At 64.3% G+C, this 14,026-nt stretch carries 12 protein-coding genes and 1 pseudogene; 9 read left to right on the top strand and 4 right to left on the bottom strand.

All coding sequences use genetic code 11. The features are described from left to right. Positions 1-32 precede the first annotated feature (32 nt). A complete protein-coding gene (locus ACFV6E_RS24185) occupies positions 33-3,152 on the top strand; it encodes an ATP-binding protein (RefSeq protein WP_385464500.1) in 3,120 nt (1,039 codons plus the stop codon). A gap of 193 nt (positions 3,153-3,345) precedes the next feature. Here the strand turns inward: ACFV6E_RS24185 and ACFV6E_RS24180 are convergent, their stop codons facing one another. After that, positions 3,346-3,831 (bottom strand): hypothetical protein, encoded by a 486-nt coding sequence (locus ACFV6E_RS24180; RefSeq protein ID WP_385464497.1) that lies wholly within the window; start codon positions 3,829-3,831, stop codon positions 3,346-3,348. A 279-nt stretch (positions 3,832-4,110) separates the two neighbouring features. On the opposite strand from ACFV6E_RS24180, the gene ACFV6E_RS24175 reads away from it, so the two are divergent. After that, positions 4,111-5,025: an aminoglycoside phosphotransferase family protein gene (locus ACFV6E_RS24175; protein WP_385464494.1), complete on the top strand. Its 915-nt coding sequence runs from the start codon at positions 4,111-4,113 to the stop codon at positions 5,023-5,025. Between the two features lie 3 nt (positions 5,026-5,028). On the opposite strand, the gene ACFV6E_RS24170 is transcribed toward ACFV6E_RS24175, so the two are convergent. After that, complete coding sequence (locus ACFV6E_RS24170) at positions 5,029-6,399, bottom strand: sporulation protein (protein ID WP_385464491.1); 1,371 nt, start codon at positions 6,397-6,399, stop codon at positions 5,029-5,031. 306 nt (positions 6,400-6,705) lie between these two features. Here ACFV6E_RS24170 and ACFV6E_RS24165 point away from each other — a divergent pair, with 306 nt between their 5' ends. Both ACFV6E_RS24165 and ACFV6E_RS24160 read left to right on the top strand, forming a co-directional pair. After that, complete coding sequence (locus ACFV6E_RS24165) at positions 6,706-7,149, top strand: ATP-binding protein (protein ID WP_385464488.1); 444 nt, start codon at positions 6,706-6,708, stop codon at positions 7,147-7,149. 323 nt (positions 7,150-7,472) lie between these two features. Continuing rightward, complete coding sequence (locus tag ACFV6E_RS24160; RefSeq protein WP_385464485.1) at positions 7,473-7,769, top strand: hypothetical protein; 297 nt, start codon at positions 7,473-7,475, stop codon at positions 7,767-7,769. 407 nt (positions 7,770-8,176) lie between these two features. Here ACFV6E_RS24160 and ACFV6E_RS24155 read toward each other — a convergent pair whose 3' ends face one another. Next, positions 8,177-8,956, bottom strand: a complete 780-nt coding sequence (locus ACFV6E_RS24155; RefSeq protein WP_385464482.1) for a GntR family transcriptional regulator — start codon at positions 8,954-8,956, stop codon at positions 8,177-8,179. 164 nt (positions 8,957-9,120) lie between these two features. Here ACFV6E_RS24155 and ACFV6E_RS24150 point away from each other — a divergent pair, with 164 nt between their 5' ends. From ACFV6E_RS24150 to ACFV6E_RS24130, 5 genes are all read left to right on the top strand, one after another. Next, entirely contained in the window at positions 9,121-9,477 is a 357-nt protein-coding gene (locus ACFV6E_RS24150; protein ID WP_385464479.1) for a hypothetical protein, read from the top strand. Then, complete coding sequence (locus tag ACFV6E_RS24145; RefSeq protein ID WP_385464477.1) at positions 9,474-10,778, top strand: FtsK/SpoIIIE domain-containing protein; 1,305 nt, start codon at positions 9,474-9,476, stop codon at positions 10,776-10,778. Before ACFV6E_RS24150 ends, ACFV6E_RS24145 begins: the two co-directional genes overlap by 4 nt. Continuing rightward, on the top strand, positions 10,775-10,972 hold the full coding sequence (locus tag ACFV6E_RS24140) for a hypothetical protein (protein ID WP_385464475.1): 198 nt from the start codon (positions 10,775-10,777) through the stop codon (positions 10,970-10,972). Before ACFV6E_RS24145 ends, ACFV6E_RS24140 begins: the two co-directional genes overlap by 4 nt. Positions 10,973-11,273: 301 nt before the next feature. Continuing rightward, a complete protein-coding gene (locus tag ACFV6E_RS24135) occupies positions 11,274-12,623 on the top strand; it encodes a replication initiator (RefSeq protein ID WP_385464584.1) in 1,350 nt (449 codons plus the stop codon). Between the two features lie 409 nt (positions 12,624-13,032). Beyond that, positions 13,033-13,383, top strand: coding sequence for a hypothetical protein (locus ACFV6E_RS24130; RefSeq protein WP_385464472.1), 351 nt, complete (start codon positions 13,033-13,035; stop codon positions 13,381-13,383). Between the two features lie 70 nt (positions 13,384-13,453). Here ACFV6E_RS24130 and ACFV6E_RS24125 read toward each other — a convergent pair. After that, a pseudogene (locus tag ACFV6E_RS24125) lies at positions 13,454-14,026 on the bottom strand (hypothetical protein); the annotation flags it as partial.

The raw sequence follows: 14,026 nt of genomic DNA, 5'->3' as shown, positions 1-14,026 counted from the left end.
GTCGATGACTAGCGACAGACCTGGGGGACCCAGTGGCAGAAGCACTTCCATCTTATGCGGAGAAGATGGCCCAGGAAGCATGCACTTTGCAGCCATTCCAATCAATCAATCTTCTCGGAATCCGGAATAGCTTGGAAGAGCTTCTAGGCGCCATCGGAAATAGAGGCATCTTTGAAGAATACACAAAGCATGACATTAGCCACATCGATGCGATGCTCGAATCGCTTGAATGGATCATTCCGGAAGAAACTAAGAGCCAGCTAACTCCAACCGACTGGCTCCTCACGGTCCTGGCGATCTATTTTCACGACCTAGGCATGCTCGTCACGAGAGGTGAATACCAGCAGCGAGACCAATCATCCTTCGCGAGGTTCAAAGAAGATGTACTGCTAACGGACGATAATAACGGGCGAGACTACAAAGCTCGCATCGGCGAACTGCAAGCTCAAGGGGGCGACGTCGAGAGGTTCCTCTATCAAGAGTTTGTGCGCTATTTCCATGCGGCGCGCGTTCGAAATTGGATTATTGGCAATGCAACCACAGAGTACGGCGCCTCCGGCGCGGCGCAAACGGAAGTCTTGAGGCTACTTGAGAGCCTTCCTTATGTCTTCCGTAAGGATCTCGCCCTGGTCTGCGAGAGCCATCACCTAGACGACCTTGACAACGTCACGAAATACAGCGTGTCCAAGCCGTACGGGACCCGTAAAACACAAACTGCGAACGTTCAATACGCAGCCGTTCTATTGCGAACAGTCGATATCCTCCACGTCACAAGCGACAGAACTCCGTCAATTACTTTTCGAATCCTGAGCCCAAGTGACCCTACCAGTCAACTGGAATGGGCCAAGCAACAAGCAGTGACATCGGTACGAGCAAAAATAGCCGTCAACAGTGAAGGAGAACTAGACCCGTCACTCACCCCAGACAGTATCGAAGTTCACGCGCTCTTCACGGATGGAAATGCCTATTTTGGCTTGATTGCCTATTTGCAATATGCAGAGCAGCAACTGCGCATGAGTCACGATTGGGTAGCCCGCTCCAATCGCCTGTTTGCATCTAGCTTTACTTTCCCTTGGAAATTCATCGACACGCACAATATTCACGTAGAAGGTTTCCTTCCGCGGCAGTTCGACTTCAACATTGATCGAGAAAAGATTCTCGACCTTCTCACTGGGCACACTCTTTACAATGACAGCAATGTTGTGCTGCGAGAGCTTCTACAGAACTCCATCGATGCAGTGCGGCTCCAGGAGGAGCTATCGACCTGCAACGACGGAAAAGTATGGATTTTCTGGGATAGCAAGGCCCGGACCCTTGAGGTGAGAGACAACGGTTGCGGCATGACACAGGAGATCATCGAGAATAATCTCCTTAGGGCCGGATCGAGTCGCTACCAAGAGCCGGATTTCAGAAAGAAACACCCTAACTTCAGTCCGATTAGCCGATTCGGTATCGGCGTTATGTCTGCTTTCATGATTGCGGATCAGGTTGAAGTCATCACCTCGAACCCGGAAGAAGAGCAGGCCCGTCAACTAGAACTGCGTTCCGTTCACGGTAAATACCTGGTAAGAGTCCTACCCAAAGAAGAAGTCGATGCTTCGATTAGGCCACACGGCACGATCGTCCGCCTGGTGGTGCGTCCCAGCGCAGAAATTGACGACATCCTTGAAACTGCGCGCCGCTGGATCGTGGTACCAGGCTGCACTGTAACCTGCGTGATTGACGGTTCAGAGGACCGGCGGATTGGTTATGACGACCTTAAGGGGGCTCTAGAAGACTTTTTGGTCAAGTCTTCGCTAGCCCCTCGCGAGCAGCTTGCTGCGAACAAGATTCAAGTGAAGGTGGTCGAAAAAGATAACGCAACAATCGCCTATGCCCTACGATGGAATGAATTCTTCAAACAATGGGAATTCCTCAAAAGTAATCGGTATCCACCTATGTCACGAAGGGCCTTCCTTCGAGATCAATACATTGGTGGGCGCGAAGGTCACCATCGTGCTCAGTTTGCCCCAGGCGTGTGTGTAGAAGGCGTGCGTGTTGAAAGCACAGCACCAGGATACAAGGATCGAAACGGAATTTTTTGCCTTGTCAATGTGAGTGGGCAAGGCTCCCCCCGCACCAATGTCGCTAGGTCTTCTCTGGATGATACGCCTGAGAAGATCGCTCTCATTGGAAAAATATACGAAGCATATTGTGATCATATCCGAGATCAAAGTGAATTACTGCAAAGCGAAAACGGATACTCGCTGACATGGGCTTGCAGTGAAGCTCAGTTTCTAACTTCGTCATTGACGGCACATAACATGGCGCCTAGCTCATACAGGCTCCTTCAGACTGCACTTCAACGAGTACCGCTGGCCGTGGTGGAAGTTGGAGGCGTGCGACGAAAAGCGTCAATCGAAGAGATTCGTGCTCTACCCGAGATCCATATGCGTCTTAGTAATTTTGCTGACCATGTGGAAGCGCTGCTTCGGGAAGTGCCCGCCGATGTTTCCTTGCAGTCACTCCTGGAGTTCCTAGGGAATGCAGAGGACCCCATTCCAGCGCACTGGACACTATTGTGCAGTCGCCTCAGCGGGTTCGGACTCCTGGAAGAGCATCTCGCGAAAGAGTGGGAGATCGCGGTTCTCTCTGGCCGTATGGATCGGAGATCTTGTAACGTCACCTGGCGCCGACAAGAAGGCGCGTCTAGATGGACATCAGGCCTAAACAACAGAGAGGCTCTCGATTTGGTCGAACATCTATCAGTGCGGTCACTGGAGGGTGAGAGGGATGTCCGCCTGCGTCCCGTCGTAAGGCTACCCATCAGAGATGTCGAGACAACCGGGTTCTCGGACCGCTATATCGGAGTCAGGGTAGGGGTTGAGCAGTACCTATTCAACGCTCACCCGTGGGCTTGGGCTGTCGACCTAGCAAAGGAGCGGTTCAGCGACCCGGAAGAACTCAATCAGCACTTTCTGCTTTTGTCATGGTTTGTCACCCACGTTGGCCTAAGCAGCAAAGAGGTAACAGAAGAAGTCTATCGAAGACTATCGGGTTCGGAATTCGACATCAGCTATCTCGGGCTTGAAAGATTGCAAGAGTCTTATGAGGTAGCTACAGCCAAACAAATCTTCGACTCTTCGCGTTGGACGCGATCGGATAGTGTTTGATCTCCTCTGTTTGGTGGCCGCATCGTTCGTGGTCGCATATATAGTGAAGCCGCGACTCTATGAGGCTAAAGAGGGCGGGCGCTGCGGCCGTTGTTGTGCACGGCGTCCGCGACGTCTGTGAGGCTCATAGCTGCCGAGTGCGATTGCAAGGTGTTGCGTCGTGTGGATCGCGAGCGAGGCGCATTTCGCTTCTTTACTTCATCGCCGGCAGAAGGAAGAAACCAGCAAGCAGCCACATAACGATCAACGAGACGACAATGAACAACAAGACGTAAGTCTCGTACCAGCGAAAAAAGTTACGAGATCGTGGACGCGCACGGAAGCCGGGCGCGATCATCTCGTCAGTGATATCGCACTCTTCGTTACGGTAGTCGAACCATGCAACAGCGCCGACCACAATCAATGTGGAAGTGAACGCCGCGACCACCGTGGTAAGGCTGAGCAATCCGATTACTCCGCCCCGCGCGATACCGGGGGACACTTCCCATTTCCGGTAACCGACGAACAGAGCGAGCGATGCGGTTACGAGGCCGGTAGCTAGCGTCTGATAAATAGCTAGGAAGCGGTGCGCGTTCTCGTTAACTGCGTTAATTTGCTGCAAGAGGTAGCGGTACCGCTCCAGCGCGAACTCGTTCCGCAAGGACCTTATTTCAGGCCCGGTATCCCCCGATGCTGCCATCGTCCCCACCTCTCGACCTACCGTCAGCCTAGGTCACGCAGCCTGCAAGGTTTCCCTGCCATCGGTACCCTATTGCGCCACAGACATGCTGCCACGCGAGCGCGGCCTGCGGTGAACGTTGGGGCACGAGTGTGCCAGGCAAGGTGCATACCTGAGCTTGGTACTCGTCTCAGCACTGGTTGACTCAGTACCGTCGGGGTCGTGTCTGGCGTGCGTTGGGTTGGTCACCCGTGGGCGTGCGCCGGTTGATCGCGCGCAACTAGGGGAGCTGGTACGGGCATGGCGGTTGGCGCTGCTCGGTCGGAAGAGGGGTTCACGTCGGCGCGGGCTACGCGGGTGATGGCTGCCGCGTGCCAGGCCGCGAGGCTTGAGGGCAGAGACGCTGAGTTGATCCGGCTCGGAGAGAACGCGTTGTTCCGGCTGGCCTCGGCCCCGGTGATCGTGCGGGTGGCCCGCGGGGAAGAGTGGCTGCCCAAAGCGCGCGTCGAGGTAGCCGTCTCGCGGTGGCTGACCGGGGAAGGATTCCCTGCGGCCCGCGTCGCTGAAGATCTTGAGCAGCCGCTCGTGGTCGATGGTCACCCGGTGACGTTCTGGCACTTGATCGTGGAGGGTGATCGGAAGGCGACGTACGGAGAGTTGGGTGGTGTCCTGCGGGATTTGCACTCCCTGACCGTGCCGGACGGGCTGGAGTTGCCGTCGTTCGAGCCTTTCGACAAGCAGGAGTCGCGGATCAACCGGGCTGTCGTGCCGGAGGATGACCGGGTCTTCCTGCGGAAGCGGTGGCGGGAGTTGCAAGGCAAGTACGCCGAGCTGCGGTTCGCGACGCCCAAGGGACCCGTACACGGGGATGCCCACGTGCAGAACCTGATGGTGGACGATCGGGGGCGGGTGATCCTGATCGACTTTGAAGCCTTCTGCTTCGATCATCCTGAGTGGGATCTGATGGTCACCGCTGTCGAGCATCACAGTCTTGGGTGGCAGACCGACGAGCAGTACGCCGGTTTCGTGGCCGCGTACGGGCGGGATCTGTACGACTGGCCGGGGTACGAGACGCTGCGTGGTCTGCAAGAGTTCGGGATGACGACGTGGCTGATGCAGAACGTGCAGGAGGACGAGCGGACGGCGGCCGAGTACCGTCGGCGTATCGCTGGTCTGCGCGATGACGATGGGCCTCGGGACTGGCGTCCCTGGTAGTTCCTACTCGTCGTCCAGGCGGGCGAGGGCGTCGCGCACCTGGTCGTTGAAAGCGATCACGGTGGGGTTCGCCGCGTGGGTGCTGACCTCCGTCTGGAAGTCGGTCACGTAGCGCTGGAAGCGGGAGGACTGGAGGGAGTCGCCGCCGTGCAGGGCGAGGCTGGCCGTGGTGACGGCGGCTTCCAGGTCTTCGCTCAGTAGGTGGCTCTGGGCGAGGACCATGCGGCAGAAGCCGAGCGAGCGGGCGTACTTCGGGTCGGTCGCGTTGACCGCGCGCTGTGCGGCCTCGACCGATTTCCGGCGCATCTTCAGGTCGCGGAAGCAGTGGCAGAGTTCGCCCATGAGTTCCGCGGAGTCGAAGTAGGCGAGCCACGTGGGGTCTTCGGCCGTGTCGGCGTGGTCGAAGTGGCGTTCTGCTTCGTTCATAGCGCGGCCTGCTCCGCTGGGGTCGCCTCCGTTCGCAAGGGCCCGTGCCTCCATCGCCGAGTTGAGTGCCATGGCGCGCGGGGTGGCCCGGCCCTTGGCGCCCTCGACCGCGGCGCGGGCCAGCTGGATGGCCTGGGCGTGGTTGCCGAGGTAGTTGGCCTGGTGGCTGAGGTTGCCGAGGATGCGGGCGCCGAACATGCGGTCGTCGATGACCTGCGACAGGCGGAGTGTCGAGGTCAGGTAGCGGTGGGCGAGCCGGTGGTTTCCCGTGTCGTACGCGGTCCAGGCGAGCAGTTGTGAGACCTCGGCAGCGGCGCCGAACAGGGCGGTGCCGGCCTTCTCGCTGTAGCTGGTGTTCAGGAGTGGCAGTACTTCGTGGCGGAAGTAGTGGCGCAGTGCCTTGTGGCCGTGACCTCCGCCGTACTTGAAGTCGAGTTGCATGAACATGCTGGCGGCGTCTCTGATCGCGCGTACGTCGCGCATGCCGATGCGTTGCTGAGCGGGCCTGTCGGCCTGGATGCCGTCCGGGCGCCCGATCATCCACGACAGGACGGCGGAGCTGAGGTCGGCGTCGTCCACGGCCAGCGGCGCGCGGTCCGAGGGTTCCATGCGTTCGCCCGCTAGATCGTCCAGCGTGGACAAGACGTCTGGGACGGTGTTCGGGTAGCCGACGGGCTGGGGTGTGGTGGGCGGGATGGTGTCGAAGAAGCCGAGGTCTCCGGGTGTGATGCGTCGGCTGAGCTTGGCGCCGAGTACGTCCGCCATGATCGCCGCTGTCTGGGGCTGAATGCCCGCTCCGTCTCGCCAGCGCTGCACGGCGACGTGCGTTGTCCCGAGGCTCATTCCGCGGTGTCCGGCGGCATCCCGCATGCGTTTGGCGAGTCCCTTGTTCGAGACCTTCGCCTCGGCCATGACTGTGATCAACTGCGCGTTCGGCTCTCGGTTCATGTTCCCCCGCCAGCCCGATAATGACAGTGAGTGTTCATCGTGACACAGCGGAGTGGCAGAGGGGGGTTCATCACTGAACCCCCCTCCTCTTTGCTGGTGTCCATGTGAACCCCCCGGTGAACACTCCCGGTCGGACGGCTCGCGCCGTTCACTGTTCGGCACGGAGCAACGGGCAACAGGGCCCGTCGGATGTCGGCAGGGGATGCCATGGAGACTCGGCTGAGCGCACGCAGAGTGAACACCCCTCGGGCGGTCACGGAGGAGCGGGAAGCGACGCGCAGTCGCTCGTCAGGTCACTTCCGGGCGATGACGCTCTTCGACGAGTCATCGAGCACCGTGCATGCCGCGCGCGTCATGGTCGGGGCTTGTCTCCAGGACTGGGGCCTGGGCGACGTGGTCGATGATGCCCGGCTCGTCGTCTCGGAGCTGGTCGGCAACGTCGTGCACCACGCGGTGCCGGACGAGTGCCTGGCACGGCCTGGTGCCGCACGGCGGATCGACGTACTGGTGAAGGCGTGGCCCGGATGGCTGTTCATCGGGGTCGCCGATGAGGACTCGACTCCGCCTGATCTGCCGGCGGGTGAGTTCGTCTCCCCGGAGTTGACGGGCGACTTCGTCGAAGCGCTGTTGCCCGACCGGGGGCGCGGACTGCTGATCATTCAGCGGCTGACCGACGCGGTGTGGTGGACGCCGGAGGGGCCGGGCGGCAAGACCGTGTGGTGCCGCTTCGACCTCAACACCACGACGTAGAGATCTCCGAACCGTCTCCTCCGGCTGCTCCCACGCGATCGGGAGCGGAGGGCGGTTCGGACACCGGCCGGAGTCTGACCCGCTCCGGCCACAAGGGGCGCGGCTCCTCGGAGCACCCCAGGGGCTCCCTTCCGAGAGAGGGGCCGCGCTTCACAACCTCATACCGAGACCGGACCACCCCCGCGCCTGGCAGCTACCGGGGTGGTCCGGGAGGGGACAGCGGTCCCCGGTGCCTGATGGTACCGGGGCCGTTGCGCTGCGTATCTGCCTTGGGCCAACCAGAGTTGACGATCCGCTATGAGTACGGGGCAGAGGTGGGCAAGGTGACTGGCTCGGGTGAGGACTGGCTGAGTGACGGTCTCGACGTCGGGGGCGCGGACTGCGGTCTGTGGGTGCCCGGCGTCGACTACGTGGCGGGCTGGCGCGGGGCGCGGGTGGCTGCGGACCGGCTGAACCGCGCACTGCTGGGTGCGGGGTTTGAGCTGTCGCAGGTGCGGGCCGTCGCGTCGACGGATGAACGCGGGCCCGGCGTCGTGCGCGTGGCGGGCTGGCCGGACGCGGTGGAACGGCTCGCCGTGCTCCTGGAGGCGTGCGCGGGTGGCGACGGCGGTGCGGTATGAGGTGCGTCTTCGCTGGTGAGCGGCGCGCGTGGGCACGTCGCCGGCCGGAGGGACTTTGGGCGGGAGCTGCCATGGGGCGAGTGAACAGGGGGCCTTACGCTCGCCAGCAGATCGGGCAGTCCTTGGAGCTGCCCGCAATGGCCCGATCGGCCCCCTGTTCTTCGAGGCTCGCCCCATGGTGGCTGCCTAAAGTCTCGGAGGCCGGTGACCCCCGGCCACGTGCACCCCGGCCTGCGACGGCCGGTCGACGCCCCGGCTTCTCGGCTGCGCTGCGGGCGGGGGCGTCGGGCGGCCGGACGGGACCGGCGGCCACGCCGCACGCCCGGCCGGGGCGGCCGGGCGGCCCGGCGTGCCGCAGGCGCGCCCTTGAGGAAGTGAAGACAGGTTCGACCGATCGCCCTCGGCCCTCAGTCGCGGGTGCGTCGTGCGGGCTGCTGGTCGGCGGTGATCCGGTAGGCGAGTTCGGCACGGTCCGCTCCGACGCAGAGTTCTTCGAGGATTAGCGGGCGGTCGTCGGTGCCGTGGGTGACGCGGGCCAGGTGCAGGATCGGGGTCGCGTCCGGAAGCTGGAGCGCGGTCCGCTCGTCGGGCAGGGGCATGCGGGCGCGGACCGTCTCCGACCACCACAGCTTGTGCCCGGCCTGGGCGAGCAGCCCGTAGACCGAGGCGGGCTGCTGACCGGGGGCCTCGGCGAGCTGCGGGATGCCCTCGGCCACCTCGAACGGAATCAACGTGCGGTGCATCGCGCGTGCGCCGCTGGCGGGGTCGGTGAGCAGCCGGTCACAGCCGAAAAGGGCTTCCTCCTCGGCGAGTTCGAGGAGCTGGCCGGTGGCCTTGGTGGTGTGCGAGCGGTACGGGGTCGGCTCCTCGGCCTCGTCCCAGACGGCGCCGTTGGGCATCACGAATTGCCCGTCCGAGGCGCGGCTGATCCGGCGTTCGAGGGTGACGGTGGGCTGGCCGTCAGAGCGTACGAAGCTGCCTTTGCCGTGCCGTACCTCGATCAGACCCTCGGCGCGCAGGGCTGCCACGGCGTTGCGGACGGTGGGGCGGGACACCTTGTAGCGCTCGATGAGCTGGGCCTCGGAGGGCAGCGGGGCGCCGGGGGTGAACTCGCCGTTCAGGATCGCCTCCCGGATCGCGGCGGCCACCTGCTGGTAGAGGGCTCCAGGCCGTTGGATCTCCGTCATCTCCGCACCTTCTGCTGTCGGTCGTAGACCGTCGCTCGCGCGACGTCACTCGTCAGTATAAGTAGTTGCACCCCTTCCGTACAGAACTCCATGGTCGTAACTCGTAAGGACAAGTGACGTCAGGATGTAACTGGCGTCCCCAACTGGCCTAGGAGGCCAAGCACATGCAGTCCATTCCCGTGGACACGACGCGACTGGGCGTACTGCGGTGCGCCATCGCGCCGGAAGTGAAGATCAGCAACTCCGAGACACAGGAGGTGATGAAGGACCGCGACGGCAATCCCGTCTACACCGTGGCCGTCACCGTCCGGCAGGACCGGCGCCGGATCTCCGTCATCGAGATCGCGGTGAGCGGCGAACCCAAGAACATCGAAGAAGGACAGATCCTCAAGGTGACCGGGCTGACGGCGTTCGCCTGGTCGATGGGCGACCGGCACGGGATCAGCTTCCGTGCCGACGCCATCACACCTGTCGTCGGCTCCGCGGCGCCCGCTGCGGCCAAGGGCGGTGGTGGCTCATGACGGGCGCCATCGTGTTCGCCTTCGCGCTGGCCGGGCTCGCCTGGACACTCGTCCTCGGCGATCTGCTCAGGCGCCAGCGTCCGGCTCTGCACTGGTACGTCACCGGGTATCCGGCGACCACGTGCCGGGTGCTGTTCACCTGGCGGAAGGTCGCCATGCTCAACGACCTCGCCGTTTCCCGCCGTCCGGCCCGCGGGCTGCTCGGGGATCTCATGGTCAAGGGCGACCCGCTGCGGCCGGTCGCGCCGCGGATCTCCTTCCCGCGAGCGACCTGCCTCGGCCTGTCCGTGACCGTGCGCCTGCACGCCGGACAGACCCCGGCGACGTACATGAAGGCCGCCGATGCCCTCGTACACGCGTGGAAGGTCCACGCCGTCCGCGTCACCTCACCGGAACGCGGCCTCGTCCTGCTGACCGCCACGGCCAGTGATCCGCTGGAGCGGCCCGGCCTGGCGACCGCCCCCGCCTCCCTCCTGTCCGCCCTCATCGGCGCACTGGAAAGCGGCGGGGCGTGGGTGATGGACCTGCGCCTGGTACCGCACTGGCTCATCGCCGGGGCCACCCGCTCGGGCAAGTCCACCCTGCTGGCCCGGCTCATCACCCAACTCGCTCCGCAACCCGTCGCCCTGGTCGGCATCGACTGCAAGGGCGGCATGGAGCTGGGGCTGTTCGCCGGACGGCTCTCCGCCCTGACGACCTGTCGGCGCGAGGCGGTCGCCGTGCTTTCTGCGCTCGTCGTCGACATGCAGGACCGGATGCGCCTGTGCCGGTCCGCGGGCGTCCGCTCCATCTGGGAGCTGCCCGAGAAACTGCGGCCCGTGCCCGTCGTCGTGATCGTCGACGAACTCGCGGAGCTGTACCTGTCCGATGGCAGACGCGACAGCCGCGCCGAGGCCGAACAGTGCTCCACGCTGCTGCTGCGGCTGGCCCAGCTCGGTGCCGCGCTCGGCATGCACCTGGTCGTCGCCGGCCAACGCGTCGGCTCCGACCTCGGCCCCGGCGTCACCGCCCTGCGCGCCCAGCTCGGCGGCCGTATCTGCCACCGCGTCAACGACCCCGGCACAGCCGAGATGACCCTCGGCGACCTCAACAAGGACGCCGTGACCGTCGCCCAGTCGATCACCGCCGAGGAACGCGGCGTGGCCGTGTGCACCGGCCCGGACGGCGGCTGGAGCCGCGCCCGCTCCCACCTCACCACCACCGAAGAGGCCGTCACGGCGGCGCGGCGGTACTCCGCCCTGACCCCCGACATGCCTGCCGTGACCCGCGCTCTCACAGCGCTGGAAGGGGACACCAAATGATCAACGAAGGTACGGCGTACACGTTCGCGGTGATCTTCGGGATCATCACCGTCCTCCTCGTCCGCTCCCGCGACGTCCGCCCCTGGGAAGCGGTCTGCGTCGGCCTCTTCGGCCTCTACCTCGGCCAGACCCCCGTCCTCTTCACCGTGCACGGGCTCGTCACCTGGGTCATCAGCGGCTTCTCCCACACCTGAACAGTAAGGACGCTCCACCATGCCCATGTCTCGCGTGAGGTGCCCCCACTGCAAGGGCGACGGGGCCCGGAAGACCTGGACCGGACGGCTGCGCCGCTGCCGCGTCTGCCGAGGCGCCGGAACCATCCGCTGACCCACAGCACACCCGACTACCCACAGCACGAAAGGTGCTCCCCATGACCCACCACGCGCCACCCACCACCATCCGTGCCGCTACGGCGGCTCACCCCGAGAGGTCACCACCATCACCCCGGAGTACACCCCGGCTGACCGGCGCGCCGCCCTCGACCGCGCGGCGCGCCTGCGTCAGCTCCCCGAAGCAGACCGCGACGCCATCCGCCTCGCCCAAGACCCGCACTTCCCCCGCTGGCTGGAACAGATCACCGCAACCGGCGGCTGCGCCCACCCCGTCCACCTCTCCGGCTCCACCACCACCCTGGACGGGACAACCGGCGAAGTCCTCCACCGGTACGACACCCGCGATGAACCCGGAGAACGCCTCCTCGTCCGCTGCCGCAACCGCCGGGCAACCGTCTGCGCTCCCTGCTCCCGCCTCCACGCCGGAGACACCTTCCACCTGGTCCGCGCGGGCCTCCTCGGCGGCAAGAACGTCCCCACCGCCGTCCGCGACCGGCCCCGGCTCTTCATCACCCTGACCGCGCCGTCCTTCGGACCCGTGCACCGGACCGGGAAACGATGTCGTCCCCGCCGCGGCGGCGGCACTTGCGAACACGGCCGTCCCCTGGGCTGCGGGACGGAGCACACCCCGACTGCTCCTCTTGTCGGGCAACCCCTGTGCCCCGACTGCTACGACTACACCGCCCACGTGCTGTGGCACGCGCACGCCTCCCAGCTCTGGGACCGGTTCGTCATCGACGTCCGGCGGCGCCTCGCCTCCGCGGCCGGACTCGTACAGTCCCGCTTCGCCCACCACGCCCGGCTGTCCTTCGCCCGCGTCGCCGAGTACCAGAAACGGGCCGCCGTCCACGTGCACGCCGTGGTCCGCCTCGACGGCCCGGCCGGACCCGACGACGCACCCCCGGCCTGGGGCACTAACGACCGGCTCACCGACGCCGTACGCGCCTCCGCCCGGCGGGTCCTGGTCCGCACTGCCTACAGTCCCGCCGTCGGTGAACTCGCTCTGCGGTGGGGCGTTCAGATCGACGCTCGCCCTCTGCGCGCCGACGGCGACGGACCCGACGACGACGCGGTGGCCGCCTACGTAGCCAAGTACGTCACCAAAGGTGCGCAGGAGACAGGCGCCGGCACTGACCACAGGCTGACGACCTGGGAAGACATCAGCGCGGTGCCCGTCACCAACCACGTGCGAGCGCTCATGCGCACCTGCTGGCGCCTCGGCGGTCTGCCCGAGCATGCGCATCTGAACCTCCGGAGCTGGACCCACACCCTCGGCTACCGCGGCCGCATCCTCACCAAGTCCCGCGCCTACTCAACGACCTATGCAGCCCTCCGCGCTGACCGCGCCGAACACGTCGGTCTCGACGCGATGCCCGACATGGCCACGGACGGCCACTGGCGCTACGTCGGCTCCGGCCACACTCCCGGCGCCGCGCTCCTGGCCGCTGGAGTCGCCGAAGACATCGCCACGAACCGTGAGGTCGCCCGTGAAGAGCGGGAGGTGCCCCGATGACGGGACGCCACAGCGAGCAATGGTCTCGGGCGGTCGAGCGCCAGGCAGCCAAGTTCCCCACGCGAGTGGGGCCCAAGAGCGCTGCGCGACTCGCACGCCTCCTCGGCCCTACCCAGAGGGATTGAGGAGTCGCGCCCCACGCTCACCTCGTTATCAAGCCACATTGGACAGGAAGCGCACTGGCGTTCTACCTTGGCTCGTATTAGCCCACTCGAGTGAAGATCGATACGGCCTTTGACGAGGAGAGTGCTGTGAGCCAGCTTGCTTACTGCGTCAAGTCCATCCCGTTTCCCGCCCCTTTGCACATAGCCATATCCCTGTAAAGGACGGGCTCCGGTAGCGGAGTCTCGGGGTGGCTCCATCGTCAGCCATTGGCTGACAGCCACCAGGGGGTCGAAAGTGAGCCTCCATGGGCACCGTGGGATGGGTATCGACAGTTACCGTTCTGTTGGGCGGTACCTTCCTAATCCTCCGGCACGTTTGCGGCCAGTTGGTCAAACTCAGCACAGATCTGATCCACGTCATTCGCGCTTTCCGCAAGGTGCGCGAGGAGCTGAAGAAAAAGGTCAGTAAGTCACCTACCAAGGCGTGTCCTGAAGAACGGCGCGACCGCGCGATCATGGCGCCGGTTGACATCCACGCAGACCAGCGAGTTGGTGCAGACGAATCAGCAGAGGTGATCGCTGTCCCATCACAAGGCGGGACACCGCCACCTACCAAGGCGGACTCGCAGCAAAGTGACGAAGCTGAGGTGATTTGACCATGGAGGCCCTCAACGTGACGTTGAGGGCCTCCATGCTGCACGCGAGTCCCAAGCGGCCGAAAGCTGCTCAGTCCAGCGGGTTCGGCTTGATGTCCACTCGGCCGGTGTCGAACCCCCTGCCCTTCCTCGTCGGAGGGAGCACGACCACAGCCGCGAACAGGAAGCGGTAGATCGCGTTCATGCGCTCGTAGTCCTCATCCTGTTCCAGCCTCTCCCAGTTGGCTTCGGCCCCCGGTCCGGCGATCCCCTCCAGGACGGCGATGGGCCGCTTGACCGTCTTCCGCTGGCGCTCCTTGATCCGCTTGAGTACGACGGCGCGCATGGCGTGGAAGTCGGCGGTCGTGAAGTCGTCATCCGTGAGCCAAAGTTGCTTCAGCTCCTCCAGCTTCGCGCGGTCCTTCTCGTCCGCGATCACGTCGGCCTCGGGAAGCGTGGTCGTCGCGGGCTCGTAGCCGGATGTGTCCAGCTTCGTGAGGACTTTGATCGCGACGTCCCGCGAGAACGCTTCGAGAGGAGCGGCGGAAACGGAGCGTCCGCACTTCTGCTGGTCGTGTCCCTCGTCGTGGTGTTGGGGGTCAGCTGACCGTTGTGTTGGTGGTGTTGGGTAGCGCGGGGGCGCTTTCGGGGAGTTCGGGATAGA

This window comes from Streptomyces sp. NPDC059785 (assembly GCF_042732375.1).
In the GTDB taxonomy this organism is placed as follows: Bacteria; Actinomycetota; Actinomycetes; order Streptomycetales; family Streptomycetaceae; genus Streptomyces.
Note: the sequence above shows the minus strand (reverse complement) of the source record. Positions and strands in the feature narration are given on the sequence as shown.

Bases quoted from the DNA above. Each gene is read 5' to 3' on its own strand.
- ACFV6E_RS24140 (WP_385464475.1), top strand. From the start codon at position 10,775: ATGATCAACGAAGGTACGGCGTACACGTTCGCGGTGATCTTCGGGATC.
- ACFV6E_RS24130 (WP_385464472.1), top strand. From the start codon at position 13,033: ATGGGCACCGTGGGATGGGTATCGACAGTTACCGTTCTGTTGGGCGGT.
- ACFV6E_RS24155 (WP_385464482.1), bottom strand. From the start codon at position 8,956: ATGACGGAGATCCAACGGCCTGGAGCCCTCTACCAGCAGGTGGCCGCC.
- ACFV6E_RS24150 (WP_385464479.1), top strand. From the start codon at position 9,121: ATGCAGTCCATTCCCGTGGACACGACGCGACTGGGCGTACTGCGGTGC.
- ACFV6E_RS24145 (WP_385464477.1), top strand. From the start codon at position 9,474: ATGACGGGCGCCATCGTGTTCGCCTTCGCGCTGGCCGGGCTCGCCTGG.
- ACFV6E_RS24165 (WP_385464488.1), top strand. From the start codon at position 6,706: ATGACGCTCTTCGACGAGTCATCGAGCACCGTGCATGCCGCGCGCGTC.
- ACFV6E_RS24175 (WP_385464494.1), top strand. From the start codon at position 4,111: ATGGCGGTTGGCGCTGCTCGGTCGGAAGAGGGGTTCACGTCGGCGCGG.
- ACFV6E_RS24170 (WP_385464491.1), bottom strand. From the start codon at position 6,399: ATGAACCGAGAGCCGAACGCGCAGTTGATCACAGTCATGGCCGAGGCG.
- ACFV6E_RS24180 (WP_385464497.1), bottom strand. From the start codon at position 3,831: ATGGCAGCATCGGGGGATACCGGGCCTGAAATAAGGTCCTTGCGGAAC.